The organism is Rhizobium leguminosarum (genome assembly GCF_019798305.1).
GTDB classification, from domain to species: Bacteria; Pseudomonadota; Alphaproteobacteria; order Rhizobiales; family Rhizobiaceae; genus Rhizobium; species Rhizobium leguminosarum_U.
The window spans coordinates 59776-83806 of the sequence record NZ_JAAXDD010000021.1 but is presented as its reverse complement, the minus strand read 5'-3'; the positions used below and the strand labels follow the sequence as shown (position 1 = coordinate 83806).

At 61.2% G+C, this 24031-nt stretch carries 25 protein-coding genes; 15 read left to right on the top strand and 10 right to left on the bottom strand.

From position 1 onward, the window contains the following. Positions 1-342 precede the first annotated feature (342 nt). From HFO99_RS29885 to HFO99_RS29870, 4 genes are all read left to right on the top strand, one after another. Entirely contained in the window at positions 343-1290 is a 948-nt protein-coding gene (locus HFO99_RS29885) for an ornithine cyclodeaminase family protein (RefSeq protein ID WP_222249342.1), read from the top strand. Next, a complete protein-coding gene (hrpB, locus tag HFO99_RS29880; RefSeq protein WP_222365300.1) occupies positions 1287-3752 on the top strand; it encodes an ATP-dependent helicase HrpB in 2466 nt (821 codons plus the stop codon). Before HFO99_RS29885 ends, hrpB begins: the two co-directional genes overlap by 4 nt. Before the next feature lie 23 nt (positions 3753-3775). Next, a complete protein-coding gene (locus HFO99_RS29875) occupies positions 3776-5104 on the top strand; it encodes an ActS/PrrB/RegB family redox-sensitive histidine kinase (protein ID WP_315860505.1) in 1329 nt (442 codons plus the stop codon). Positions 5105-5171: 67 nt separating this feature from the next. After that, positions 5172-5750, top strand: a complete 579-nt coding sequence (locus tag HFO99_RS29870) for an ActR/PrrA/RegA family redox response regulator transcription factor (protein ID WP_011649881.1) — start codon at positions 5172-5174, stop codon at positions 5748-5750. A gap of 16 nt (positions 5751-5766) precedes the next feature. On the opposite strand, the gene HFO99_RS29865 is transcribed toward HFO99_RS29870, so the two are convergent. Further along, on the bottom strand, positions 5767-6261 hold the full coding sequence (locus tag HFO99_RS29865) for an MmcB family DNA repair protein (protein ID WP_222308484.1): 495 nt from the start codon (positions 6259-6261) through the stop codon (positions 5767-5769). A gap of 180 nt (positions 6262-6441) precedes the next feature. Between HFO99_RS29865 and HFO99_RS29860 the strand changes: the two genes are divergently transcribed. After that, positions 6442-7125, top strand: coding sequence for a L,D-transpeptidase (locus tag HFO99_RS29860; RefSeq protein WP_064247544.1), 684 nt, complete (start codon positions 6442-6444; stop codon positions 7123-7125). A gap of 77 nt (positions 7126-7202) precedes the next feature. On the opposite strand, the gene HFO99_RS29855 is transcribed toward HFO99_RS29860, so the two are convergent. From HFO99_RS29855 to hslV, 6 genes are all read right to left on the bottom strand, one after another. After that, positions 7203-9374 (bottom strand): malate synthase G, encoded by a 2172-nt coding sequence (locus HFO99_RS29855; protein ID WP_222365299.1) that lies wholly within the window; start codon positions 9372-9374, stop codon positions 7203-7205. Between the two features lie 86 nt (positions 9375-9460). Then, positions 9461-10873, bottom strand: a complete 1413-nt coding sequence (locus tag HFO99_RS29850; RefSeq protein WP_222365295.1) for a cytochrome P450 — start codon at positions 10871-10873, stop codon at positions 9461-9463. A gap of 48 nt (positions 10874-10921) precedes the next feature. Next, on the bottom strand, positions 10922-11869 hold the full coding sequence (locus tag HFO99_RS29845) for a DUF1402 family protein (RefSeq protein WP_222365293.1): 948 nt from the start codon (positions 11867-11869) through the stop codon (positions 10922-10924). 186 nt (positions 11870-12055) lie between these two features. Continuing rightward, on the bottom strand, positions 12056-13363 hold the full coding sequence (gene hslU, locus HFO99_RS29840) for an ATP-dependent protease ATPase subunit HslU (RefSeq protein WP_011649875.1): 1308 nt from the start codon (positions 13361-13363) through the stop codon (positions 12056-12058). Next, on the bottom strand, positions 13360-13872 hold the full coding sequence (locus tag HFO99_RS29835) for a GNAT family N-acetyltransferase (protein ID WP_222365291.1): 513 nt from the start codon (positions 13870-13872) through the stop codon (positions 13360-13362). Before HFO99_RS29835 ends, hslU begins: the two co-directional genes overlap by 4 nt. Beyond that, positions 13859-14386 (bottom strand): ATP-dependent protease subunit HslV, encoded by a 528-nt coding sequence (hslV, locus tag HFO99_RS29830; protein ID WP_017962666.1) that lies wholly within the window; start codon positions 14384-14386, stop codon positions 13859-13861. The genes HFO99_RS29835 and hslV overlap by 14 nt, the downstream gene beginning before the upstream one ends. Positions 14387-14543: 157 nt before the next feature. Between hslV and hisB the strand changes: the two genes are divergently transcribed. The 9 genes from hisB (at position 14544) to coaA (ending at position 20142) form a co-directional block, all read left to right on the top strand. Then, entirely contained in the window at positions 14544-15152 is a 609-nt protein-coding gene (gene hisB / locus HFO99_RS29825; protein WP_025396538.1) for an imidazoleglycerol-phosphate dehydratase HisB, read from the top strand. Positions 15153-15174: 22 nt separating this feature from the next. After that, positions 15175-15660, top strand: a complete 486-nt coding sequence (locus HFO99_RS29820) for a DUF2628 domain-containing protein (RefSeq protein WP_222365289.1) — start codon at positions 15175-15177, stop codon at positions 15658-15660. A 2-nt stretch (positions 15661-15662) separates the two neighbouring features. Beyond that, complete coding sequence (hisH, locus tag HFO99_RS29815) at positions 15663-16313, top strand: imidazole glycerol phosphate synthase subunit HisH (RefSeq protein ID WP_222365282.1); 651 nt, start codon at positions 15663-15665, stop codon at positions 16311-16313. 217 nt (positions 16314-16530) lie between these two features. Beyond that, positions 16531-16713 carry a hypothetical protein gene (locus HFO99_RS29810; protein WP_032985170.1) on the top strand — a complete coding sequence of 61 codons (183 nt, stop codon included), beginning with the start codon at positions 16531-16533 and terminating at the stop codon, positions 16711-16713. Beyond that, positions 16710-17267 carry a hypothetical protein gene (locus tag HFO99_RS29805; protein ID WP_222334852.1) on the top strand — a complete coding sequence of 186 codons (558 nt, stop codon included), beginning with the start codon at positions 16710-16712 and terminating at the stop codon, positions 17265-17267. Before HFO99_RS29810 ends, HFO99_RS29805 begins: the two co-directional genes overlap by 4 nt. Before the next feature lie 6 nt (positions 17268-17273). Continuing rightward, positions 17274-18020 carry a 1-(5-phosphoribosyl)-5-[(5-phosphoribosylamino)methylideneamino]imidazole-4-carboxamide isomerase gene (hisA, locus tag HFO99_RS29800; RefSeq protein ID WP_222365281.1) on the top strand — a complete coding sequence of 249 codons (747 nt, stop codon included), beginning with the start codon at positions 17274-17276 and terminating at the stop codon, positions 18018-18020. After that, positions 18021-18809: an imidazole glycerol phosphate synthase subunit HisF gene (gene hisF / locus HFO99_RS29795; protein ID WP_018068895.1), complete on the top strand. Its 789-nt coding sequence runs from the start codon at positions 18021-18023 to the stop codon at positions 18807-18809. It begins immediately after the preceding gene. A gap of 17 nt (positions 18810-18826) precedes the next feature. After that, positions 18827-19150 carry a phosphoribosyl-ATP diphosphatase gene (locus tag HFO99_RS29790; protein ID WP_222365279.1) on the top strand — a complete coding sequence of 108 codons (324 nt, stop codon included), beginning with the start codon at positions 18827-18829 and terminating at the stop codon, positions 19148-19150. Then, positions 19147-20142 (top strand): type I pantothenate kinase, encoded by a 996-nt coding sequence (gene coaA / locus HFO99_RS29785; protein WP_018244189.1) that lies wholly within the window; start codon positions 19147-19149, stop codon positions 20140-20142. The genes HFO99_RS29790 and coaA overlap by 4 nt, the downstream gene beginning before the upstream one ends. Before the next feature lie 13 nt (positions 20143-20155). Here the strand turns inward: coaA and HFO99_RS29780 are convergent, their stop codons facing one another. The 3 genes from HFO99_RS29780 to HFO99_RS29770 form a co-directional block, all read right to left on the bottom strand. Then, on the bottom strand, positions 20156-20767 hold the full coding sequence (locus HFO99_RS29780) for an alpha-ketoglutarate-dependent dioxygenase AlkB (protein WP_222308504.1): 612 nt from the start codon (positions 20765-20767) through the stop codon (positions 20156-20158). Between the two features lies 1 nt (position 20768). Continuing rightward, entirely contained in the window at positions 20769-21212 is a 444-nt protein-coding gene (gene arfB / locus HFO99_RS29775) for an alternative ribosome rescue aminoacyl-tRNA hydrolase ArfB (RefSeq protein ID WP_222365277.1), read from the bottom strand. A gap of 108 nt (positions 21213-21320) precedes the next feature. Continuing rightward, complete coding sequence (locus HFO99_RS29770) at positions 21321-22931, bottom strand: phosphoenolpyruvate carboxykinase (protein WP_222365274.1); 1611 nt, start codon at positions 22929-22931, stop codon at positions 21321-21323. A 337-nt stretch (positions 22932-23268) separates the two neighbouring features. Between HFO99_RS29770 and HFO99_RS29765 the strand changes: the two genes are divergently transcribed. Continuing rightward, complete coding sequence (locus tag HFO99_RS29765; RefSeq protein ID WP_003544146.1) at positions 23269-24003, top strand: response regulator transcription factor; 735 nt, start codon at positions 23269-23271, stop codon at positions 24001-24003. Positions 24004-24031 lie beyond the last annotated feature (28 nt).

The following is a 24031-nucleotide window of genomic DNA, read 5'->3' as shown; positions in this document are numbered from 1 at the left end:
TTAGAACGAAAGACTTCGTCGCCAGCAGCGCCGCCGCCCTCGTTCAGTGAGTGGGCTTATAGAACTAACCAATCTCATCCGTCAACACACCCAACCAAAGTTTTTTGACATTTTTGTAACAGGTTGAAAATGAAGGGCTTTTATCGCCCGTCTCCAAAAACGAGCAAACCGCCGCCCGATCGGACGGTTTTTGAGATTCGTTTTTGCCGAATCCTGAAGGATAGGCTTCGGCGAAGGGGATGAGGCTTATATGGGGCGCCTGACGCGGAATTCCAGGGCGCTTGCCTATGCCACGCCTCACTCGCTAGTTTGGTGATGAAGAAAGATCCGGCGGAGTGAAGAATGCTTGTCCTCGATGAAGAACAGACGCGCGCGGCCTTGCCCTGGCCGGAACTGATCGAGGCGATTGCCCGCATGTTCCAGAGCGAATGCGTGATGCCGGTGCGTCATCACCATGAGATGGAGGTGCCGGATGAGGAGAGCGCCACACTGCTCCTGATGCCGGCCTGGGTTCCCGGACGCTATGCCGGGGTAAAGACGGTCTCGGTCTTTCCAGGCAATGTGCGGCGGGGCCTGCCGGCGATCTTCGGAACCTATCTTCTTTCCTCCGGCGCCACCGGCGAGATGCTTGCCGCGATCGACGGCGGCGAGCTGACCGCGCGGCGGACGGCGGCGGCATCGGCGCTGGCGGCCCGTCATCTCGCCCGCTCCGACGCGGAAGAGCTGCTCGTCTGCGGAACCGGGCGGCTGTCGCTCAACCTGATGCTTGCCCATGGCACGACCCGGCCGATCAAGAGGTACCGGGTCTGGGGCCGCAACGGGCAAGCGGCGGAAAAGATCGCAGCCGAAGCCCGGGCGCTCGGCCTGAATGCCGAGGCGGTCGCGGATGCTGAAGCCGCAGCGCGGACAGCCGATATCATTTCCTGCGCCACGCTTTCCAGCGCGCCGCTGATATCAGGCGAATGGCTGAAGCCCGGCGCCCATCTCGATCTCGTCGGCGCCTTCAAGCCGAGCATGCGCGAAAGCGACGACGAAGCCATCCGCCGCGCCTCCGTTTATGTCGATACCCGCGCCGGCGCCGGCGCCGAGGCGGGCGACATCGTCCAGCCGCTGAAAAGCGGCGTGTTGAAGGAAGCCGACATCAGGGCAGAACTTGCTGAACTCGTCAGCGGCGCCCATGGCGGACGAAGCCATGACGCAGAAATCACGCTGTTCAAGTCGGTGGGTGCGGCGCTGGAGGATCTCGCCGGCGCCATTCTTGCCTATGAGACAGTGACGGGCCGAAAGTGACAATCAGTGCATCCTTGCCGGAACTTCCGGTTTCACATGTCCTGCCGGCCGTCGCTGCTGCGCTGGAAACGCAAAAACGCGCCGTTCTTTCCGCCCCGCCCGGCGCCGGCAAGACGACGCTGGTACCGCTTTACCTGCTCGACAAGACCTGGCGCGGCGACGGCAAGATCATCCTGCTGGAGCCACGGCGGCTGGCGGCGCGGGCGGCGGCAAGCCGGATGGCATCGCTCATCGGCGAACAGCTCGGCGAGACGGTCGGCTACCGCATGCGCCTCGACAACAGGATATCGGCAGCGACACGGATCGAGGTGGTGACCGAAGGGGTTTTCGCCCGGATGATCCTCGACGACCCGGAACTGAACGGCGTCTCGGTCGTGATCTTCGACGAATTCCACGAGCGTTCGCTGGACGCAGACTTCGGACTCGCTCTGGCGCTCGACGTCCAGTCGGCGCTGCGCGAGGATCTGCGCATCCTCGTCATGTCGGCCACCCTCGACGTCGAACGCGTGGCCGCCCTGCTCGACCACCCACCGGTGATCGAAAGCCTGGGGCGCAGCTTTCCGATCGATATCCGTTACCAGGATCGGCCGGGCGGCGAACGCATTGAGGATGCGGTGACGCGGGCGATACTCGATGCCCATGCCAATGAGGCGGGCTCGATCCTCGCCTTCCTGCCCGGCCAGGCGGAAATCACCCGGACCGTCGAACGCCTGCATGGGCGATGCGGAGCCGAAACGCTGATTGCGCCCCTTTACGGCAATCTCAGCCTGAAGGAGCAGGATGCGGCGATCCGGCCGGCAGCCAAAGGGATGCGCAAGATCGTCCTTGCGACATCGATCGCCGAAACGTCGATTACCATCGACGGCGTCAGGATCGTGATCGACAGCGGGCTTCAGCGTCTGCCGGTGTTCGAGGCCTCGACCGGGATCACACGGCTGGAGACGGTGCGCGTGTCGCGGGCCTCCGCCGATCAGCGGGCGGGCCGCGCCGGGAGAACGGAACCGGGCATCGCCGTCAGGCTGTGGCACCAGGGACAGACGGCAGCGCTACCAGCCTTCACCCCGCCGCAGATCCTTTCCAGCGATCTCTCGGGGCTGGTGCTCGACCTTGCGCATTGGGGCGTTCAAGATCCGGCATCGCTTGCCTTCGTCGATCAGCCGCCGGAAACGACGCTGAGGGAAGCGCGGGTGCTGCTTGGCCAGCTTGGCGCCCTCGACAAGGACGGAGCGCTGACAACGCGCGGCAAGGTGATGCGCGACCTCGCTTTGCCGCCGCGGCTTGCCGCCATGGTCGTCTCGGCGGGAGAAGCGGGACACGCTCGGGATGCGGCGATGATCGCCGTGCTTCTCACCGAACAGGGGCTTGGCGGAACGAGTGTCGATATCGAGGAGCGGCTGCGACGCTTCAAGGCCGAGCGGGGCGAGAGAGCAGAGGCCTCGCGGCGGCTGGCGGGGCGGCTGGCGAGCGGCCTCGACAGGGTTGCCTCAGCGGCGCCGGCGCTTGCAGGCCAGCTGCTGCTGCATGCGTTCCCGGATCGAATCGCGCTTCAGCGCGGCGGGCGCGGCCGGTTCGTGATGGCGAACGGGCGCGGAGCGGAGCTGCCGGAAACCGAGAGGCTGGCCGGCAGCCAGATGCTGGTGATTGCCGACCTGACCGGACGGGCAGCCCAGGCGCGGATTCTGGCGGCAGCTGAGGTGACGCGTGGCGACGTCGAAGCCGAGCTTCCCGGCGCGATCAAAACCGGCGACCAGATATTCTTCGACCGGCAGAGCCGGCAAGTGAGGGCGCGGCGGGCAATCCGGCTCGGCGCGATCGTCTTCGAAGAGACGCCCTTGCCGCGACCCTCCGGGCCAGCAGTCACCCAGGCACTGGTGGAGGGGGTGCGCGAGCTGGGGCTCGATCAGCTTGCCTTCTCGAAGGAGGCCATGCAGCTTCGCGAGCGGATCGGATTCCTTCACAGGATGATCGGCGAGCCCTGGCCTGATGTCAGCGACGGCGCCCTGCTTTCCCGGCTGGACGAGTGGTTCGGCCCCTTTCAGACCGAGGCCCGCGGCCTTTCCGAGATTTCCACAGCCGGGCTTTCGAACGGGCTGATATCGCTGGTGCCGCACGAATTGCAGCGCGACCTTAGCCGGCTTGCGCCAACCCATTTCGAAGCGCCGACCGGCCAAAGGCATCCGATCCAATATGAGGGCGAGGAGCCGGTGCTGACGATCCGCGTGCAGGAGCTGTTTGGACTGAAGCAGCATCCCGCCATTGCCGGCGGCGGCCTGCCGCTGCTGCTCGAACTCACCTCGCCGGCGCACCGGCCGATCCAGACGACCCGCGACCTGCCGGGCTTCTGGGCCGGCTCGTGGAGGGATGTGCGTGCAGACATGCGCGGCCGCTATCCCCGGCATCCCTGGCCGGAGCGACCGGAGGATGCGTTGCCGACGACACGGGCAAAACCGCGTGGTACATGAGGGCCATTCAAGGAGCCCTCGGCATGATCGACAAGCCTGGCATGATCGACAAGACGGAAGGCTATACGTTAGAGGACCGGCACAACAGCCGCAGGCTGCGCCTGCAGACACTGGTGCGGCTGCGCTGGCTTGCCGTCGGCGGACAGGCGCTGACGGTTTTCATCGTTGCCTTCTGGCTGAAATTTCCCCTGCCGCTGATTGCCAGCTCTTCGCTGATCGCCGCGCTTGCCTGGGTGAATTTTTACCTGACGATCCGCTATCCACCGACGCATCGGCTGGAACCGCCAGCCGCCTTTGCCCTGCTCGGCTTCGACCTTTTGCAGCTCTGCGCGCTGCTCTTCATCACCGGCGGCCTTGCCAATCCTTTCGCAGCGCTCGTCTGCGTGCCCGTCATCATTTCCTTTGCCTCGCAGCCGATCCGCTACAGTACCGCGCTGATCGGCTTTGCAATGGTCTGGATCACGGTGCTTGCCTTTTCGCCCTTCCCGCTGCCCTGGTTCGACGGGGTCGAGATCAATGTGCACAACGTCATGCAGTTCGGTGTCTGGTGCTCGATCGCCTCGACGATGGCGTTTGCCGCCTTCTATGCCTATCGGGTCTCGATGGAAGCGAGCCAGCTTGCCGATGCGCTGGCAGCGACCGAACTGGTGCTGCAGCGGGAAAAGCACCTATCCCAACTCGACGGACTGGCGGCCGCGGCCGCCCATGAGCTCGGTACGCCGCTTGCAACGATCAGCGTCGTCGCCAAGGAAATGGAGCGGGAGCTCAAGGACGACGATCGTTTCCGCGAGGACGTGATGCTGCTGCGCAGCCAGAGCGAACGCTGCCGCGACATCCTGCGGCGGCTGACGACGCTTTCCTCCGAAGGCGAGGCGCATATGCGCCGGCTGCCGCTTTCCTCGATGATCGAGGAGATCGTCGGGCCGTACCGGGAATTCGGTATCGCTCTCGAGCTCATCGAAAAGAGCCCGCGCAAGGGTGAGCCGGTCACCGACCGCAATGCCGGCATCATGTACGGGCTCGGCAATCTGATCGAAAACGCCGTCGATTACGCGCGGGAGAAAGTGACCGTCACAGTCGAGCACGATCACGACAAAGTGCTGATCGTCATCGAGGACGACGGTAACGGTTATGCGCCTGATATTCTGACGCGGATCGGCGAGCCCTATGTGACCAAGCGGCAGAAGGAGGATACGGCCGGTGGCCTCGGGCTCGGGCTTTTCATCGCCAAAACCCTGCTGGAGCGCTCGGGGGCGTCGCTGGTTTTCGAGAACCGCGATCCGGAAAGTGCGGGCGCGCGTATCCGAATCGAATGGCCGCGCATGCTGATCGACGCAAATTCGACAAAATGACTTTGTCGGCATAAACAGGATATAGCGGTTAACGCAGATCGGGCGCTCAACCGCCGGGACCGAGACGATGACAGAACAGAATCATGACAATTTCGCCGCGTCGGACGAGGATCATATCGGTCCCGACGCCAGCCTGCTGATCGTCGACGACGACGGGCCGTTCCTGCGCCGCCTGGCGCGGGCGATGGAGACGCGCGGCTTCCAGGTGGAGACGGCCGAATCAGTGGCGGAAGGCGTTGCGAAGTCGAGAGGCCGGCCGCCGAAATATGCGGTGGTCGATCTTCGGCTCGGCGACGGCAATGGGCTCGACGTCATCGAGGCGATCCGCCAGCGACGCGACGACACCAGGATCATCGTGCTGACCGGCTATGGCAATATCGCAACGGCGGTGACGGCCGTGAAGCTCGGCGCTGTCGACTACCTCGCAAAGCCTGCGGATGCCGACGACGTGTTTTCGGCGCTGACGCAGCGGCCGGGCGAAAAGGCCGAGCTTCCCGAAAATCCGATGTCGGCCGACCGGGTACGCTGGGAGCATATCCAGCGGGTCTATGAAATGTGCGAGCGCAATGTTTCCGAAACGGCGCGCCGGCTCAACATGCACCGGCGGACGCTGCAGCGTATCCTTGCCAAACGCGCGCCGAAATAGACAGCATAGCGCGGCATCAGACATCATCCACGTTGAACGGTTTTCCGTTCGCCCATTCGGCCATCAGCAGCCTCTGTGCGGCGGCACGCGAGAAATTAAGCGTGACCGACTTTCGCGTTGCCGGCGCCATGCGGTGCTCCGGCGCCTCGCGAATCATATGCGCGCCATAACCATCCGACAGGAACAGCCCGCATTCCTCGGGAAAGATCTCGATCGGCACGTCCTTGTGAGTCGCAAAGAACAGGCGGTCGCAGTGCAGCCTGTATTCCGGCCATTTGCGATCCACCCTGAAATCTTCGATCGACGTCTTGATTTCGATGATCCAGACTTCGCCCTTTTCCGAAAGAGTGATCAGATCGGCGCGGCGGCCGCTGGCCAGCGGCAGTTCGGGCAGCACGGCGTGACGCATTTCATGCAGCAATATCTGCGTTCCGCGCCGCACCATCATGGCCCTGTCCGATTGCCGGCCATCGATTAACGGATTGTTATTGTAAACGCTCAAAATCGTCATGGATAACCATCGGAGGGGCTGGCGCGTTGTTGCAAAAAAACCATGCGCTTCTAATTTGCGCAGCAGACGGATTTGTCGCGCTGCAGTAGCCTTGCAAAGCGCAAGTTAATCGAAAATAAACCATAATCAACGATGGTCGAAAGACCATTCTCCCTTGCCCCAAAACTTCAAGAGTCATCAATGCGCATCTGCAATGCATTCCCTGTATTTGGCCTGCTGGCGACGCTCGCTCTGGCCGGTTGCTCAACGACATCAGACAGCGCATCCGTCGACGACAAGGGCGCAGGCCCGACGGTACAGACAGCACAGATCTTCAACGAGGCCTACGGCGTGACGAAGGATGCCGGATACTCCCTGCCGGCGATACCGATCGACAGGGTCAAGCCGCAGTTCCGCCGCCAGGTCGTCAGCTACCAGACCACCGAGCGCCCCGGTACGATCATCGTTAACACGCGCGAGCGCTTCCTCTACTACATCCTGGCCAACGGCAAGGCGATGCGCTACGGCATCGGCGTCGGCAAGCAGGGCTTCGCATGGGCCGGCACCGCCTACGTCGCCTGGAAGCAGGAATGGCCGAACTGGCACCCGCCAAAGGAAATGGCCGTCCGCCGGCCCGATCTCGCCAAGTACGTCGAAGACGGTATGGGCCCGGGCCTCACCAATCCTCTCGGCGCACGCGCCATGTATCTCTTCAACGAGGACGGCAAGGACACGCTCTTCCGCCTGCACGGCACGCCGGAATGGGCCTCGATCGGCACCGCCGCTTCCTCGGGCTGCATTCGCCTGATGAACCAGGATGTCATCGACCTGTACAGCCGCGTCCGTCCCGGCAAAGGCACGTCCAAGGTCGTCGTCATTCAGTAAGCTAATTATCGAATTCGGTATAAAAAAGGCCGCCGGACTGTCGTCCCGGCGGCCTTTTCGCATTCTCCGTCAAACCGTCACGCGGCCTGTTTCGCCTTGAGTTCGAGGCGGCGACGGTGAAGCACCGGCTCGGTGTAGCCGTTCGGCTGTTCCCTACCCTTCAAGACGAGATCGAGGGCGGCCTGGAAGGCGACCGAACCATCGAAATTGCCGGCCATCGGCTGATAGGCGGGATCCGACGCATTCTGCCGATCGACGACGGCGGCCATACGCTTCATCGTCTCGACGATCTGAGCTTCGCTGACAACCTTGTGGTGCAGCCAGTTCGCCATATGCTGGGCCGAAATGCGCAATGTAGCGCGATCTTCCATCAGCCCGACATTGTTGATGTCGGGCACCTTCGAGCAACCGACGCCCTGATCGACCCAGCGCACAACATAACCAAGAATGCCTTGGGCATTGTTATCGAGCTCGCGCTGGATTTCCTCCGGCGTCCAGTTCGGCCGCACCGCGACCGGCACGGAGAGAATGTCGGACAGCTTGGCGCGGGCGCGGTCCTTCAGTCCCTGTTGGACACGAGCGACATTGACCCGGTGGTAATGGGTGGCGTGCAGGGTTGCAGCCGTCGGCGACGGCACCCAGGCGGTGTTGGCGCCGGCCTTCGGGTGGGCGATCTTCTGTTCGAGCATCGCCGCCATTAGATCCGGCATCGCCCACATGCCCTTGCCGATCTGGGCGTGGCCGGAAAGGCCGCATTCGAGGCCGATATCGACATTCCAGTTCTCATAGGCGGAAATCCACGCCGCCTGGCGCATGTCGCCCTTGCGAATCATCGGGCCGGCTTCCATCGAGGTGTGGATCTCATCTCCGGTGCGATCAAGGAAGCCGGTATTGATGAAGACGACGCGCTCACGGGCAGCGCGGATACATTCCTTGAGGTTGACGGTCGTGCGGCGCTCCTCGTCCATGATGCCCATCTTGATGGCATTGCGCGGCAGGCCAAGCGCATCTTCAACCCGCGAGAAGATTTCGACGGCGAAGGCGACTTCCTCGGGGCCGTGCATCTTCGGCTTGACCACATACATGGAGCCGGTGCGGGAATTCTTCCGCCGCCCGGATGGGCCGATATCGTAAAGCGCAATCAAGCCGGTGATCACAGCATCCATGATGCCTTCAGGCACCTCGTTGCCGTCGCGGTCGAGGATCGCCGGATTGGTCATGAGGTGGCCGACATTGCGCACCAGCATCAGCGAGCGGCGATGCACCTCGAAGGAGGTGCCGTCCGGACCGGAATATTGCAGATCCGGATTGAGTCTGCGGATGAAGCTCGCTCCGCCCTTTGCCACCTCTTCCTGCAGGTCGCCCTTCATCAGACCGAGCCAATTGCGATAGACGACGACCTTGTCCTCGGCATCGACAGCGGCAATCGAATCCTCGCAGTCCATGATTGTCGTGATTGCCGATTCCAGCCTGACATCGGAAATATGAGCCGGATCGGCTTTCCCGATCGTTGTCGCCGCATCGATGACGATTTCGATGTGAATGCCGTTGTTCTTCAGGAGAATATGCGTTGGAGCGGTCGGATCTCCGCGGTAGCCGGCAAAATGGCTGCCGTCCGTCAGCATTGCCTGCTCGCCGTCGATCGATCTGACGACCAGCGCTCCATCCTTGACGGCAAAGCTTCCGACGTCCTTCCAGCGGCAGTCCTGCAGCGGCGCTGACGTATCGAGGAAATCGCGGACCCAGGCTATGACCTTCTCGCCGCGCTTCGGATTGTAGCCCTTACCCTTTTCGGCGCCGTCGCTCTCGGGAATCGCGTCCGTACCGTAGAGCGCATCATAGAGCGAGCCCCAGCGAGCATTGGCGGCGTTCAAGGCGTAACGGGCGTTCATGACGGGAACGACGAGCTGCGGGCCGGCGATCGAGGCGATCTCCGGATCGACATTGTCGGTCGAAACCTGGAAGTCCGAGCCTTCGGGCAGGAGATAGCCGATTTCGCGGAGGAAGGACTGGTAGTCGTCCATATCCGCCGGGGCGCCGTGCCTGCGATACCAGTCGTCGATCTTTACCTGCAGCTCGTCGCGTTTTGCCAGCAACGCCCGATTTTTCGGGGCGAGATCGTGGACTACAGCCGAAAAATCGGCAAAGAACTTGTCCGCATCGACCGCCAGACCCGGAAGCACCTCCTCGACGAGGAAATCATGAAGGACGGTTTCGATGGCAAGACCGTTCTTATCAACGCGGCTCATGCGACATTCTCCCTGGCAACGACTTTTGAATGCTGCCACTTTGCCCGGCTTTCATTCACAGTCAATTCTGCAATAATTCGAAAGATTTATGCCTTCGTGGAAATTATGCGCGGCGTCACCCGCATCGGCAGTCCGTTCTGCGGCTGCGTCGTCAGCTTCTGCACTGGCCAGGGATTGGTCTGATCGGTGGAATCGAAGCGATAACGATGCATCAGGACAGCAAGGGCGATCACCGCCTCCTGAAGCGCAAAGGTTGCGCCGATGCAGACACGCGGGCCGGCGCCGAAAGGCAGGAACTGGAAGCGGCCGATAGAGCCGCGATTTTCCGGCAGGAAGCGTTCGGGAATATAGGCGCGCGGCCTGTCCCAGTGAAGTTCGTGGCGATGCAACGTCCAGGGCATGATCAGCACCGTGACGCCGGCCTCGATTACGACCCGCTCGCCCTTGGCGCTTGTCCAGGAATCATCTGATATGGCGGCGCGATTGATCGATGGCGCCGGCGGATAGAGGCGCAAAGCCTCCTCGAAGGCGGCGCGCGTCTGCGGAATCATATCCAGCCATTCCACAGGTTCGGCCCCGGTGGCGAGCACCGCGTCGATTTCTTCTTCCATCCCCTCGCGGATATGCGGGCTGTTCGATACGCAATACAGCGTCCAGGCCAATGCCCGGGCTGTGGTTTCATGCCCCGCGCCGATGAAGGTCAGAATATTGTCTTCGATTTCTTCCTTGGTCAGCCTCTCGGGGCCAGCCTGCTCCAGGAGCAGGGTCAGGAAATCTTGCGGCGCTGTGCTGCGATTCGCTTTCATCTTTGCGAGCCGCATATCCATCGTATTGCGCACGATGGCACGGAATTTCTCCAGCACCTTCTGCCCGCCGATGCGTGTCACACGTGGAACCCAGGATGGAGCGCGCATCAGGTCCATCGGATCGACCCGACCCATGCGATGCAGGAGCTCGTTGACATCGTCGGCGAAATGGCCGCTCGAGGTGACGATTTCGCCTGAAAATAATGTGTCGGCGAGAATCGCGAAGGTCAGCTCGGTCATATCGGTGCTGATATCGAAAATGGCGCCTGCCTCGCCTCCGCTCTCATATTTGCAGGCATAGTCTTCGGACTGGCGCAGCATCTGCCCGGCGAAGCCTTGGGCATGGCGGGGCGTGAAAATAGGTGCCACCGCCTTGCGCGATCTTTTCCAGACAGGACCTTCGGCGGTCAGAAGGCCGTCGCGCAGGATCGGACGCAGGACGAGCTGGCGCACATCCGACATGCGGTAGTTATTGGCATTATCAACAAGCACGTGCTTGATCAGGCCGGGATCGTTGACGATCAGCGTCCTCTGGCCGAAGAAATTGGTGCGGATCCAGGGCAGCGTGTAGGACGGCTCGCCCCAGAGTTCGAGCGGATTGCGCAGGATGATGCGGATAATTTCCAACCGGCTCGGCGGCACGGTACGCGGCAGCGGCGCTGGCGGGACGAAGGGGTCCGGACGCATGTCCATCATCAAAGCCTTTCGGGGAAGATCTAAGCCTTCCCGGCAGGCCTGAAGCTAGAGCAGGCCCTTGAGTTCGTCCAGCTTGTCGTTGATCAGCCAGCCGTAATAATTCTCTTCCGGCCAGACCGTCGCACCGGCGCCGCGGTTCTTCGCAGCAAGGGCTGCGGCGCGCTGGCGCGAATTGCCGACATTATAAAGCGTCGCCGTCAGGCCGGGATTGCCCGAGATATCCATGCCGGCGATCTCCTTGTAATCGTCGATCGACCTGCGGATCGAGGCCGCGACGAAGGCGAGCGAGATATCGGGATCCATGATGGCCCTGTAGACGGCGCCGGCATTCTTTTCGTTCAGCTTCGGATAGCCGGACACGCGGGTCACGAGATCGGAGAGCATCAGCGCCGTCAGCGGATTGACCTGGCCGAGGCCGAAGGTCTGGCCGGCATAAAAGGGCTGGAAGAAGACCGCGCTGAAACGGTTGTTGGGAAAGCTCGTACCATCCACCGTCTTGCCGCGGAAATCGGTTTCCCAGACATCTTCGCGGCAGGACCAGAGCGTGTAGGAATCGCTCTTGCCCTTGCATTCGGAAAATTGCGGCCGTGCCACGAATTCGTCGACGCTTTCGCCATCATAGGAGAAGCGGAAGCTTTCACCGGCATAGGAGGCAGCCTTGACATAATAGGCCTGCAGCCGGTCGTAAGCATCGACATTATAGGTGTGTTCGCCGACGATCGCGCCGACGACATGGACGGGATTGATGCCGTAAGCGCTGGAGACCTTGCGGATCTTGCCCATCAGCTCGCGGTCGGTCGCCAGAAGCTCGTGAACCTTTTCGTATTTCAGATCGAAGCTGCTCTTGGTGCCCTTGGTGCGCCGCACCGAAGCGCCGGGAATATCCGGCTGCTCGGCATGACGATTGCCCGCCGGCACCGTCTGCATTGCGAAGGCAGGCGCCGAATTCACCAGGGCAACGGCAATCATAAGGCTTGTCAAAAGGCGTCGCACGATCCGTTATCCCGTCCGTTCCATCGTCCTGTTTGTGATGCGGCTGCCTGGACCAGAATCTTGGCCGAATAAAGCCGAGCGGAAACAAAACGGGCCTTCACTAGAAAGTAAAAGGCCCGTTGTCGAGCGTTGCGTTCGCCACAACCGGTCTTCACATCGGTAAAGACATGGACCGGTGCGCCGATATCACAGAATGAAGCGCGAGAGATCGGTATTCTGTGCGAGATCGCCGACATGTTCGCGCACATAGGCGGCATCGATCGTCACGGCCGTCCCGCCCCGATCCGGCGCGTTGTAGGAAATATCGTCCAGCACCCGCTCCATCACCGTCTGCAGACGGCGTGCGCCGATGTTTTCGACGGAGGAGTTCAGATGCACGGCGACATCGGCAAGCGCGTCGATTGCGTCGTCGGTAAATTCGAGGCTCAGGCTTTCCGTCTCCATCAGCGCGCGGTACTGGCGGATGAGGCTTGCTTCCGTCTCGGTCAGGATCCGGCGGAAATCATCCTTGTTCAGCGGACGCAATTCGACGCGGATCGGCAAGCGGCCCTGCAATTCCGGCAGCAGATCCGAAGGCTTGGAGACATGGAAGGCGCCGGAGGCGATGAACAGGATATGGTCGGTCTTCACAGGCCCATATTTGGTCGAGACCGTCGTGCCTTCGACGAGCGGCAAGAGGTCGCGCTGGACGCCTTCGCGCGAAACGCCGGCGCCCATGCCGCCGTCGCGGGCTGCAATCTTGTCGATTTCGTCAAGGAAGACGATACCATCATTCTCGGTGGAGCGAACGGCTTCACGCTGGATCACTTCGTTGTCGATCAGCTTGTCGGATTCGTCGCGGATCAGGTCACTATACGAGGCCTTGACTGTGGTGCGGACCTTCTTGGTGCGGCCGCCCATCGCCTTGCCGAACATTTCCGACAGGTTCAGCACGCCGATATTGGCGCCTGGCATGCCGGGAATTTCGAAGCCTCCCATGCCGGAGCCGGCATCGGCAACCTCGATATCGATTTCCTTGTCGTCGAGTTCTCCGTCCCGGAGCTTCTTGCGGAAGTTTTCGCGCGTGGCAGGCGATGCTGTCGTGCCGACCAGCGCATCTAGAACACGCTCCTCGGCACTCACATGCGCCTTGGCCTGTACCTCGGCTCGCTTCTTCTCGCGCACCAGGCCGATGCCGACCTCGACCAGATCGCGGATGATCTGCTCGACGTCGCGGCCGACATAGCCGACTTCGGTGAACTTTGTGGCTTCCACCTTGATGAAAGGTGCGCCGGCGAGCTTTGCCAGGCGGCGGGAGATTTCCGTCTTGCCGACGCCGGTCGGGCCGATCATCAGGATGTTCTTCGGCATGACTTCGTCGCGCAGGCTCGGGTCGAGCTGCTGGCGGCGCCAGCGGTTGCGCAGCGCAATCGCAACGGCGCGCTTGGCGTCATGCTGGCCGATGATATAGCGATCGAGCTCGGAAACGATCTCGCGGGGGGAAAAAGTGGTCATTGCGTATCATTCTCCTGGCGGTCCAGGGCCATCAACAGTGCCCGGCCGTAATTAGTCGTTGTTTCGCCAAGTCCTTGAAAGCCCGCCTTGGTATAGGCTCTGATTGCGAATGCATTGTCAGGATGCGGATCGACCAGGATCCGCTGCGCGCCCTTTGCAAAGAGCATATCGCAGAACCCTATCATAAAGGCCGGTCCGTGACCTTTGCCCGCGAGTTCCTCGATGCCGATGAACTGGTCGATGCCGTAGGTGCCCTTCGGCTGACCGGCGAGCGCTTTATCGTCCACGTCGTCGAGACCGGCCGCCTGGATAAAGGCAAAGTCCTTTCCATTCAGCGTGACGATGAAGCACGAGACCGAGTCCGCATCGATATGCTTTTCCATCGAAGCCAGCGCCTTGGCCGGATCGCTCCACCAGCGCCTGACATGCCGGCTCTCCAGCCATTTGGCGAGGAGTGGCAGGTCAGTCGCGGCAAGCGGCCGGAAGGCATAGGGTTCAGCCTTCGGCATCCAGCGATTCCACCACGACGTTGTGGTTCGTGTAGACGCAGATGTCGGCGGCGATATCGAGGGCGCGGCGGGCGATCTCCTCGGCCGATTTGTCGGTATCCATGAGTGCAAGGGCGGCGGCGAGAGCAAAATTGCCGCCGGAACCGATCGCCGTCGTGCCATGCTCCGGTTCCAGAACGTCGCCATTGCCGGTGATCGCCAGCGTGATCGACTTGTCGGCGACGAGCATCATGGCTTCGAGATTGCGCAGGTATTTGTCGGTGCGCCAGTCCTTGGCGAGCTCGACGGCGGCGCGCATCAGCTGACCGGGATATTGCTCAAGCTTCTTTTCAAGCCTTTCGAGCAGGGTAAAGGCATCGGCGGTGGCGCCGGCGAAACCGGCGACGACTTCGCCCTTGCCGATGCGGCGCACCTTGCGGGCATTGCCTTTCATGACGGTCTGGCCGAGGCTCACCTGGCCATCGCCCGCCATCACCACCTTGCCGCCTTTTCGAACTGTAATGATTGTTGTCATAAAACACCTGTCTGCCGGGCCGCATGCCGGCCCCGTTGAGCCCTATGTAAGTGGACTGGCGCCGATTGCAAATGGGCCGGCTTTTCTCTTGCCCGGCTTCTGGATATTTCCCGATGCGCCTGATAAGGAACGGCCTTATTCCCGATGGAGGGGCCATATGGCCGAGACCGCAGCGAGCCGCACCGGCAGCGTTTCCCGCAAGACCAATGAGACCTCGATTTCCGTTTCCGTCAATCTCGACGGCACCGGCAAATCGACGATCTCGACGGGCGTCGGCTTCTTCGACCATATGCTCGACCAGCTTTCGCGACATTCCCTCATCGACATGGAGATCGATGCCAAGGGCGACCTGCATATCGACGACCATCATACGGTCGAAGATACCGGCATCGCCATCGGCCAGGCGATCTCCAAGGCGCTCGGCGACCGGCGCGGGATCACCCGCTACGCGTCGATTGATCTCGCCATGGACGAGACGATGACCAAGGCTGCGGTCGATCTTTCCGGCCGGCCGTTCCTCGTCTGGAATGTCACCTTCAGCGCGCCGAAGATCGGCACTTTCGACACCGAGCTCGTTCGCGAATTCTTCCATGCGCTCGCCCAGAATGCCGGCATCACCTTGCATATTCTCAACCATTATGGCGCCAACAATCACCATATTGCCGAGACATGCTTCAAGGCCGTTGCGCGTGCATTGCGCACGGCGACAGAGATCGATCCGAGACAGGCGGGCCGTGTTCCCTCGACCAAGGGCACGCTCGTCTGAGCCCTTCAAGGGAGCGGCGGCAATGACATCCAGCTATATCTTCCTGACACCGCCCGGTAGCACGAGCGCCACGGCCGATGAGACGCGAACCATCCGTGACGGCTTCACGCTGGTCGGCTTCCTGTTTCCATGGGTTTGGCTGCTGGCGCATCGGCTTTGGCTGCATGCGGCCGCGGCCTTTCTGCTGCAGGGGATTGGTGGTGCGCTGATGGACGAACCCGGCCTCGGGCCGGCGGGAGCGGCAATCCTGTTGGGCGTGAATATACTGGTCGGTCTCGAGGGCCAGAATTTCCGAGTCCGCAACCTTGCTGCCAAGGGCTGGAACGAAGATGCATTCATTGCGGCCGATACGATCGGCATTGCTGAGCAGGTCTATTTTTCGGACAGGGCGGCTATCGCAGTTAGTGACGACGCCCCGGCACCGGACTGGCAGAACAAAGCCCGTCCGAACGGCCCGCACGGCGATGCAACATCGCTTGGTCTCTTTGGTTTTGATGGAGGAAGCTGACGATGCGCGTCGCGATTATCGACTATGGCTCCGGTAACCTGCGCTCGGCGACCAAGGCTTTCGAGCGTGCCGCCCACGAAGCTGGCATCGATGCCCATATCGATCTCACCGACAGGGCGGAGGATGTTGCCGCGGCCGATCGTATCGTGCTTCCCGGTGTCGGCGCCTATGCCGATTGCCGGCGCGGCCTCGATGCCGTGCCTGATATGGTCGAGGTGCTGATCGAAGCTGTCGAGAAGAAGGCACGGCCGTTCCTCGGCATTTGCGTCGGCATGCAGCTCATGTCCTCGCGCGGCCTCGAGAAGACCGTGACGCACGGTTTTAACTGGATTCCCGGTAACGTCGTCGAGATGACGCCGGATGATCCGGCACTCAAGATCCCGCAGATCGGCTGGAACACGCTCGACCTGAAGCGCGAACATCCGCTCTTCGAAGGAATTCCGACGGGGTCGCAGGGACTGCACGCCTATTTCGTGCATTCCTACCATCTTGCCGCCGAAAACGCCGAGGATGTTATTGCGACAGCCGACTATGGCGGTCCGATGACCGCTTTCGTCGGCCGCGACAACATGGTCGGAGCACAGTTTCACCCGGAAAAGAGCCAGAAGCTCGGCCTGGCCCTGATCGCCAATTTCCTGCGCTGGAATCCGTAGAGCATTATTCACGCAATCCGGAGCAAAACGGCTACACGCTTTTGCTGGAATTGCTCCAAGGGCTGGCTTTTAATACAGCCGCCTTATTTCCCTAGAGCATGATGCCGAAAAGCGTGCGCGGTTTTCGGACGACATCATGCTCTGACTATATAATGTAGAACAGGATTCAGATTTTAGGCCGAACCGGCCTTGAAACGGCGGAACAGGAGTGCGCTCGATGCCGGCTTCACGGAAATCAGGCAAGGTGTTCTACACGCTGCGGCCCTCCAGGGAAGGCTTGCCCCCCTTTTCCGATATCAAGCTTCCCGGCGGCACGATCATCCGCCGCGTCGACGAAGCCATCCACAGGAAAGCGCTTTCCAATGCAGCCAAGACGCTGAAAGAAAGGCTGGACCGATGATCCATGATTCTTTCCCCGCAAACGACGGTTCGAGCCGGCGGCAAAACGGGGTCAGCGCAGGCGACATCGCCGAGGCCGTGCTGGAATTCTATATCGAAGGTGAGGACGATCTGATCGGCCTGCTCGCCTATGCACTCTACGAGCGGCAAAAGCGCGATTTCGTTCTCAGTCACCGCAAGCGAAATGCCGGCCGTTCACCCGATGATGCCGAACTTGCCGCCGTCAATAGCAATTATCTCTCGACCGATCTGCGCAATACGTTGCGCGACCGCGCCTCGCAGATCCTGTCGAGCTATGCCGAAACCTATGTCGAGGCGATGGAGCCGCAGATCCGGCTGTCCGCCGTCAACAGCGATGCGTTGCGCCAGGTGCAAAACATCGAGAAATCCATGAAGAGGCGCCTGGGCTTCTGGCGCCAGGTTCGTGCCGGCTTTGCCGTCACCCTGCTGCTGCTTCTGCTTTTCGGCGCGGCTACCATTGCCGCTGTCTTTTTCCGCTCGGATATCGTAGATGCGTGGAATGCGCTGATAGTATCGACCACTCTACGGACGTAAGACGACATGATCCTTTTTCCCGCGATCGATCTGAAAGGCGGCCAATGCGTCCGCCTGAAGCTCGGCGACATGCAACAGGCGACGGTCTACAACACCGATCCGGCCGCCCAGGCGAGATCCTTCGAAGACCAGGGTTTCGAATGGCTGCATGTGGTCGATCTCGACGGCGCCTTTGCGGGACATTCGGCCAATGGCGATGCTGTTGAAGCGATCTTGAAGGCAACTGACAATCCCGTGCAGCTCGGCGGCGGCATTCGCACGCTCGATCATATCGAGGCCTGGCTGTCACGCGGGCTGCGGCGCGTCATTCTCGGCACCGTCGCGGTCAGAAATCCGGCGCTGGTCATCGATGCCTGCCGGAAATTTCCCGGTCATGTCGCCGTCGGCATCGATGCCAAGGGCGGCAAGGTGGCCGTCGAGGGTTGGGCGGAGGCCTCCGAGCTCGGGATCATCGAGCTCGCCAGGACATTCGAGGGCGCTGGCGTCGCCGCGATCATCTACACCGATATCGACCGTGACGGCATTCTTGCCGGGATCAATTGGACCTCGACGCTGGAACTCGCCGACGCCGTCTCCATTCCCGTCATCGCCTCGGGTGGCCTTGCCTCTCTCGACGATGTTAGACGCATGCTGCAGCCCGATGCGAGGAAATTGGAAGGGGCGATTTCAGGCCGTGCGCTTTACGACGGCCGTATCGATCCCACGGAAGCGCTGGCGCTGATCAAGGCGGCCCGGACAAGGGAGACCGCGTAAATGACCCTCAAGGCCCGTGTCATCCCCTGCCTCGACGTCAAGGACGGCCGTGTTGTCAAGGGCGTCAACTTCCTCAATCTCGTCGATGCCGGCGATCCCGTCGAAGCCGCAAAGGCCTATGATGCGGCAGGCGCCGATGAGCTCTGCTTCCTCGACATCACCGCTTCCTCGGACAATCGCGAGACGATCTTCGATGTCGTGTCGCGCACGGCCGACCAATGCTTCATGCCGCTGACGGTCGGCGGAGGGGTGCGTACCATCGCTGATATCCGCAAGCTGCTGCTGTGCGGTGCCGACAAGGTCTCGATCAATTCGGCAGCCGTCAGCAATCCCGACTTCGTTGCCGAGGCGGCCGACAAGTTCGGCGACCAGTGCATCGTCGTGTCGATCGATGCCAAGCGCAGGCGCACCCAGGCGGTCGGCGGCGACAATCTCAGCGCCTGGGAAATCTATACCCATGGCGGCCGCAACGCGACCGGCATCGATGCCATCGAATTCGCCCAGAAGATGGTGGCGCGCGGCGCTGGCGAGCTCTTGGTCACCTCGATGGACCGTGACGGCACCAAGGTCGGCTACGATCTGGAACTGACACGAGCGATCGCCGATGCGGTGCGTGTGCCGGTGATCGCCTCCGGCGGCGTCGGCGATCTCGACGATCTCGTTGCCGGGGTGAAGGAGGGCCATGCCAATGCCGTGCTTGCCGCGTCGATCTTCCACTTCGGCACCTATTCCGTCAGCGAGGCGAAGCACTATATGTCGAAGTGCGGCATCGACATGCGTCTCGACTGAACCTTGAAAGCGGACATATGAGCGGATTTTCCCTTTCCGATCTCGAAAGCATCGTCGAAGAGCGATCGAAAGCCTCGCCGGAGCAATCCTGGACAGCCAAGCTCGTGGCCGCCGGTCAGCCGAAAGCGGCAAAGAAACTCGGCGAAGAGGCGATCGAAGCCGTGATGGCGGCTGTAGCCGGCGACCGCGACAATCTGACCTACGAGGCCGCCGATGTGCTCTATCACCTATTGGTCGTATTGAAGATTGCTGAAATACCGTTAGAGAATGTCATGGCCGAACTCGAGCGCAGAACCGCGCAGTCCGGCCTCAAGGAAAAGGCCGGCCGGCAGAGTTCATGAGTATCGCGACTGAGATTATCGGGGTGCCGGAAACGTTGGATCATTTCCAGTCGGAATCCTATTCGCCCTACCACTTCTTCTCTTCCGAGCAATGGGCGAAATTCCGCGCCGACACGCCGTTGACGCTGACGAGCGACGAGGTCAAGCGACTGCGCTCGATGGGCGATCCGATCGATCTCGACGAGGTTCGACGCATCTATCTGTCGCTATCGCGCCTGCTTTCGGCACATGTCGAATCCTCGCAGATGCTGTTTGAACAGCGCAACCGCTTCCTCAGCCTGTCTGATGTGACGAAGACGCCCTTCGTCATCGGCATCGCCGGCTCGGTCGCTGTGGGAAAATCGACCACCGCCCGTATCCTCAAGGAGCTCTTGGGGCGTTGGCCTTCCAGTCCGAAGGTCGATCTCGTCACCACCGACGGCTTCCTCCATCCGAACGCCGTGTTGCAGCGGGAAAAGCTGATGCAGCGCAAAGGCTTTCCGGAAAGCTACGACACGGCTGCGATCCTGCGCTTCCTCTCGGCGATCAAGGCCGGACAGCCCGATGTGAAGGCGCCCAGCTATTCGCACCTCGTCTACGACGTGCTGCCGGACGAATACAAGATCGTCGACCGGCCGGATATCCTGATCTTCGAGGGCATCAACGTGCTGCAATCGCGCGACCTGCCGGCCGGCGGCAGGATCGTGCCGATGGTCTCCGACTTCTTCGACTTCTCGATCTATATCGATGCCGCCGAAGACGAGATCCACAACTGGTATGTCACGCGCTTCATGCGGCTGCGCGAGACCGCCTTCCGCGATCCGAATTCCTATTTCCATCGCTATGCCTCGATCAGTGACGCGGAAGCGCTCGAAATCGCCGAGGATCTCTGGGCCAACATCAACCTGAAGAACCTGCGGCAGAACATTCTGCCGACGCGTCCACGCGCCGATCTCATCCTGAAAAAGGGCAAGGATCACCTGATCGAACAGGTCGCGCTGCGAAAACTGTAGCAGCGATTGTGTTTTAGGAATTGACGCGGCGGAGCGTCAGATTGATGCGGCCGCCATTCTTCAGCAGCGTCGAAGTCGCCGGGTGAATGCGGTCGACGCCATGGAAACACAGCCTCCCCTCGCCGCCCAGTACGACCAGATCACCGCTCGAAAGCTTGAAAGATAGCGTACGATCATCGCGATTGAGGCCGCCGACGCGAAAGAGGCAGCTATTGCCGAGCGAGATCGAGACCACTGGGGCCTTGAGATCCTGCTCATCCTTGTCCTGATGCAGGCCCATGCGCGCTTCGTCGGAGTAGAAATTGACGAGGCAGGCCTCCGGCGGCTTGTCGTAACCTGAAACGTCATTCCAGATATCGAGCAATTGCTGCGGCATATCAGGCCAGGGCCTGCCGGTTGCCGGATGTGTCGGCTGGTAGCGATAGCCGCGTTCTTTGTCCGTCACCCAGCCGAGCGGCCCGCAATTGGTCATGCGCACGGACATCGGCTTGCCGGTGCCGGGCATGGCGGGCACATAAAGCGGCGCTTCGGCGACGACAATGCGGATAATCTCGACCAATGCCTGCTGACGCGCGCGGTCGAGATAGCCCGGGAGATGGCGAATGCCGTTCAAGAGCTCGGCCATGTCATTCACCACTGCTGCCGCCGGGGCGGCCGCGCATTTTCTTAACTTCGGAGCGACCGGATTTTTCTTTCAGGCGGCGTTCGACCGAACCCTTGGTCGGCTTGGTCTTCTTGCGCGGCGGCGGCGGCGGCTTGGCGGCCTCCAGGATCAGTTCCTTGAGCCGCTCGCGCGCATCCTCGCGGTTGCGGTCCTGGCTGCGAAACCGGCTCGCCTCAATCATCAACACGCCGTCCTTCGACAAACGCCGGCCGGCGAGCTTGATCGCATTGGTTTTGACACGATCATTGAGAGACGGCGAATTTGCGATGTTGAAGAACAGCTGGACAGCGGTCGAGACCTTGTTGACATTCTGCCCGCCGGGACCGCCCGCCAGAACGAACTGTTCCGTCAGCTCCCATCCCGCGATGGTGATCCTGTCATCGATATAGAGTGCGTCGCTGGCCATGCGGCGTTCTATCTCACATCGGCGGCGAATTGAAAATATCGGCTGTGACATGGAAAACCCGGCGATCTTGCGATGCCGGGTTTCACGTGAGTCAGAAGTTTGATCTGCTTATTCTGCAGCGACCTTCACGCCCGGGGCTGCATCGCGGACGCCGCCGTCGACATGATTTTCGAACTTGGCGAAGTTCGCGATGAACATCGAGACCAGCTTTTCGGCCTGCGCGTCATAGGCTGCCTTGTCGGCCCAGGTCGAGCGCGGATCGAGAATGCCGCCGTCGACACCGTCGACGGAGACAGGCACGGCGAAGCCGAAGTTCGTGTCAGCACGGAATTCGGCCTGTCCAAGTTCGCCGCTCAGGGCGGCAGCGAGAAGCGCACGCGTCGCCTTGATCGGCATGCGCTTGCCGGTGCCGTAAGCGCCGCCGGTCCAGCCGGTATTGACAAGCCAGCATTGGACGCCATGCCGACCGATCAACTCCTTGAGCAGATTGCCATATTCGGCCGGATGCCGCGGCATGAAAGGAGCTCCGAAGCAGGTGGAGAAGGTCGCTTCCGGCTCGACGACACCCTTTTCGGTGCCGGCCACCTTGGCGGTGTAGCCGGAGAGGAAGTGATACATCGCCTGATCAGGCGTCAATCGGGCGATCGGCGGCATGACGCCAAAGGCATCGGCGGTCAGCATGATGATCGTCTTCGGATGCCCGGCACGGCCCGTTTCCGAAGCATTCGGGATGAAGTCCATCGGATAGGCGCAACGGGTGTTCTCGGTCAGCGACCCGTCGTCGAAGTCCGGCTCGCGGCTTTCGTTCAGCACGACGTTTTCCAGTACGGTGCCGAAGCGCTGCGTCGTCGCATAGATTTCCGGCTCGGCTTCGGCTGAGAGGCGGATGGTCTTGGCGTAGCAGCCGCCTTCGAAGTTGAAGATGCCGTTTTCGCTCCAGCCGTGTTCGTCGTCTCCGATCAGCGTCCGGGCCGGATCGGCCGAAAGCGTCGTCTTGCCGGTGCCGGACAGGCCGAAGAAAACCGCCGCGTCACCGTCCGGGCCGACATTGGCCGAGCAGTGCATCGGCATCACGCCCTTGGCCGGCAGCAGGTAGTTGAGCACGGTGAAGACCGATTTCTTCATTTCGCCGGCATAGGAGGTGCCGCCGATGAGGACGAGGCCGTTGGTGAGATCGCAGGCGATCACCGTTTCCGAACGGCAGCCGTGGCGAGCCGGATCGGCCTTGAAGCTCGGCAGATCGATGATCGTCAGATTCGGGACGAAGCTCGACAGCGCTGCGGCGTCGGGACGGATCAGCAGATTGCGGATGAACAGCGAATGCCAGGCGAACTCGGTCACGACGCGGGTCGGCAGGGCATGGCCTTCTTCGGCGCCACCGACGAGATCCTGGACGAAAAGCTCCTTGCCCGCGGCATGCGCCAGCATATCGTCGCGCAAGAGGGCGAAATGTTCCGGCGAGATCGGCTTGTTGTTGTCCCACCAGATTTCGCTGTCGGTATTGATATCGCGAACGACGAACTTGTCGCGCGGCGAACGGCCGGTGTGCTGGCCGGTGAGAGCCCGCAGCGCACCCTGAGCGGTCAGTTCGGCTTCGCCCCGGCGGATCGCTTCTTCATAGAGCGCGGCGGCGGAAAAGTTGTAGCGAACGCTGGCTGCGCCGCCCAATCCAACCGTTGCCAGCTCTATTGCCGGGTTATGAACTCCGAACATTTCCATGGCTAGTTCCCTTCGCTCAGGCTCGTTGCCGTTAAAACTGAGCGTGAAAATACGGGCAGAAATTTTAAAACACAAGATGAAAAACTTGAGAAAGTTCAGTGATATCAAACAATTAATCGATTTAAATTTAACCGCTCAATTTTAAATCGTTTGAAATGGCTGCGTTTAAACATTTCGACGCACTACTTAAGATTGACGGCAAATTTTACGACAATCCTCCCCTTTATCTTTGCCACAATTTGTTCCACCTTTATCCTCCATAAGCGCATCCGGTCACTGAGACCGCCTGGGGAGAGCAAATCCGGGAGATTGCGCACTGATGACGGAGACCAACACCATGCCGACAATCGCGCTCGTTGATGACGACCGCAACATCCTTACCTCGGTGTCGATCGCACTGGAGGCCGAAGGATATAAGGTCGAGACGTATACGGACGGTGCCTCGGCGCTCGACGGCCTGCTGGCGCGACCGCCGCAGCTGGCGATCTTCGACATCAAGATGCCGCGTATGGACGGCATGGAACTGCTGCGCCGCCTGCGGCAGAAGTCGGATATTCCCGTCATCTTCCTCACCTCCAAGGATGAAGAGATCGACGAGCTCTTCGGCTTGAAGATGGGCGCCGACGATTTCATCACCAAGCCTTTTTCGCAGCGTTTGCTGGTGGAGCGCGTGCGCGCTGTCCTGCGCCGCGCGTCAAGCCGTGAAGCCGCTGCCGCCGGCACCAGCCCCACTGGCGCGCCGAAGACCGGCGCGGTGCAGCAGGCCCGCTCGCTGGAGCGCGGTCAGCTGGTCATGGACCAGGAACGCCATACCTGTACCTGGAAGGGTGAGGCCGTGACGCTGACGGTGACCGAGTTCTTGATCCTGCATTCGCTGGCGCAGCGCCCCGGCGTCGTCAAAAGCCGCGACGCGCTGATGGACGCAGCCTATGACGAGCAAGTTTATGTCGACGACCGAACCATCGACAGCCACATCAAGCGGCTGCGGAAGAAATTCAAGATGGTCGACACCGACTTTGATATGATTGAAACACTTTACGGAGTGGGATACCGCTTCCGCGAAGCAGCTTGAGCCCCGAGCGGCGCAGCGCGCTCCTGTA

Excerpts from the sequence above, each read along its gene's own strand:
- HFO99_RS29885 (WP_222249342.1), top strand. The coding sequence starts at position 343 with ATGCTTGTCCTCGATGAAGAACAGACGCGCGCGGCCTTGCCCTGGCCG.
- HFO99_RS29875 (WP_315860505.1), top strand. The coding sequence starts at position 3,776 with ATGATCGACAAGCCTGGCATGATCGACAAGACGGAAGGCTATACGTTA.
- HFO99_RS29870 (WP_011649881.1), top strand. The coding sequence starts at position 5,172 with ATGACAGAACAGAATCATGACAATTTCGCCGCGTCGGACGAGGATCAT.
- HFO99_RS29865 (WP_222308484.1), bottom strand. The coding sequence starts at position 6,261 with ATGACGATTTTGAGCGTTTACAATAACAATCCGTTAATCGATGGCCGG.
- HFO99_RS29860 (WP_064247544.1), top strand. The coding sequence starts at position 6,442 with ATGCGCATCTGCAATGCATTCCCTGTATTTGGCCTGCTGGCGACGCTC.
- HFO99_RS29855 (WP_222365299.1), bottom strand. The coding sequence starts at position 9,374 with ATGAGCCGCGTTGATAAGAACGGTCTTGCCATCGAAACCGTCCTTCAT.
- HFO99_RS29850 (WP_222365295.1), bottom strand. The coding sequence starts at position 10,873 with ATGGACATGCGTCCGGACCCCTTCGTCCCGCCAGCGCCGCTGCCGCGT.
- hslU (WP_011649875.1), bottom strand. The coding sequence starts at position 13,363 with ATGACCACTTTTTCCCCCCGCGAGATCGTTTCCGAGCTCGATCGCTAT.
- HFO99_RS29835 (WP_222365291.1), bottom strand. The coding sequence starts at position 13,872 with ATGCCGAAGGCTGAACCCTATGCCTTCCGGCCGCTTGCCGCGACTGAC.
- hslV (WP_017962666.1), bottom strand. The coding sequence starts at position 14,386 with ATGACAACAATCATTACAGTTCGAAAAGGCGGCAAGGTGGTGATGGCG.
- hisB (WP_025396538.1), top strand. The coding sequence starts at position 14,544 with ATGGCCGAGACCGCAGCGAGCCGCACCGGCAGCGTTTCCCGCAAGACC.
- HFO99_RS29820 (WP_222365289.1), top strand. The coding sequence starts at position 15,175 with ATGACATCCAGCTATATCTTCCTGACACCGCCCGGTAGCACGAGCGCC.
- hisH (WP_222365282.1), top strand. The coding sequence starts at position 15,663 with ATGCGCGTCGCGATTATCGACTATGGCTCCGGTAACCTGCGCTCGGCG.
- HFO99_RS29810 (WP_032985170.1), top strand. The coding sequence starts at position 16,531 with ATGCCGGCTTCACGGAAATCAGGCAAGGTGTTCTACACGCTGCGGCCC.
- HFO99_RS29805 (WP_222334852.1), top strand. The coding sequence starts at position 16,710 with ATGATCCATGATTCTTTCCCCGCAAACGACGGTTCGAGCCGGCGGCAA.
- hisA (WP_222365281.1), top strand. The coding sequence starts at position 17,274 with ATGATCCTTTTTCCCGCGATCGATCTGAAAGGCGGCCAATGCGTCCGC.
- hisF (WP_018068895.1), top strand. The coding sequence starts at position 18,021 with ATGACCCTCAAGGCCCGTGTCATCCCCTGCCTCGACGTCAAGGACGGC.
- HFO99_RS29790 (WP_222365279.1), top strand. The coding sequence starts at position 18,827 with ATGAGCGGATTTTCCCTTTCCGATCTCGAAAGCATCGTCGAAGAGCGA.
- coaA (WP_018244189.1), top strand. The coding sequence starts at position 19,147 with ATGAGTATCGCGACTGAGATTATCGGGGTGCCGGAAACGTTGGATCAT.
- HFO99_RS29780 (WP_222308504.1), bottom strand. The coding sequence starts at position 20,767 with ATGGCCGAGCTCTTGAACGGCATTCGCCATCTCCCGGGCTATCTCGAC.
- arfB (WP_222365277.1), bottom strand. The coding sequence starts at position 21,212 with ATGGCCAGCGACGCACTCTATATCGATGACAGGATCACCATCGCGGGA.
- HFO99_RS29770 (WP_222365274.1), bottom strand. The coding sequence starts at position 22,931 with ATGGAAATGTTCGGAGTTCATAACCCGGCAATAGAGCTGGCAACGGTT.
- HFO99_RS29765 (WP_003544146.1), top strand. The coding sequence starts at position 23,269 with ATGCCGACAATCGCGCTCGTTGATGACGACCGCAACATCCTTACCTCG.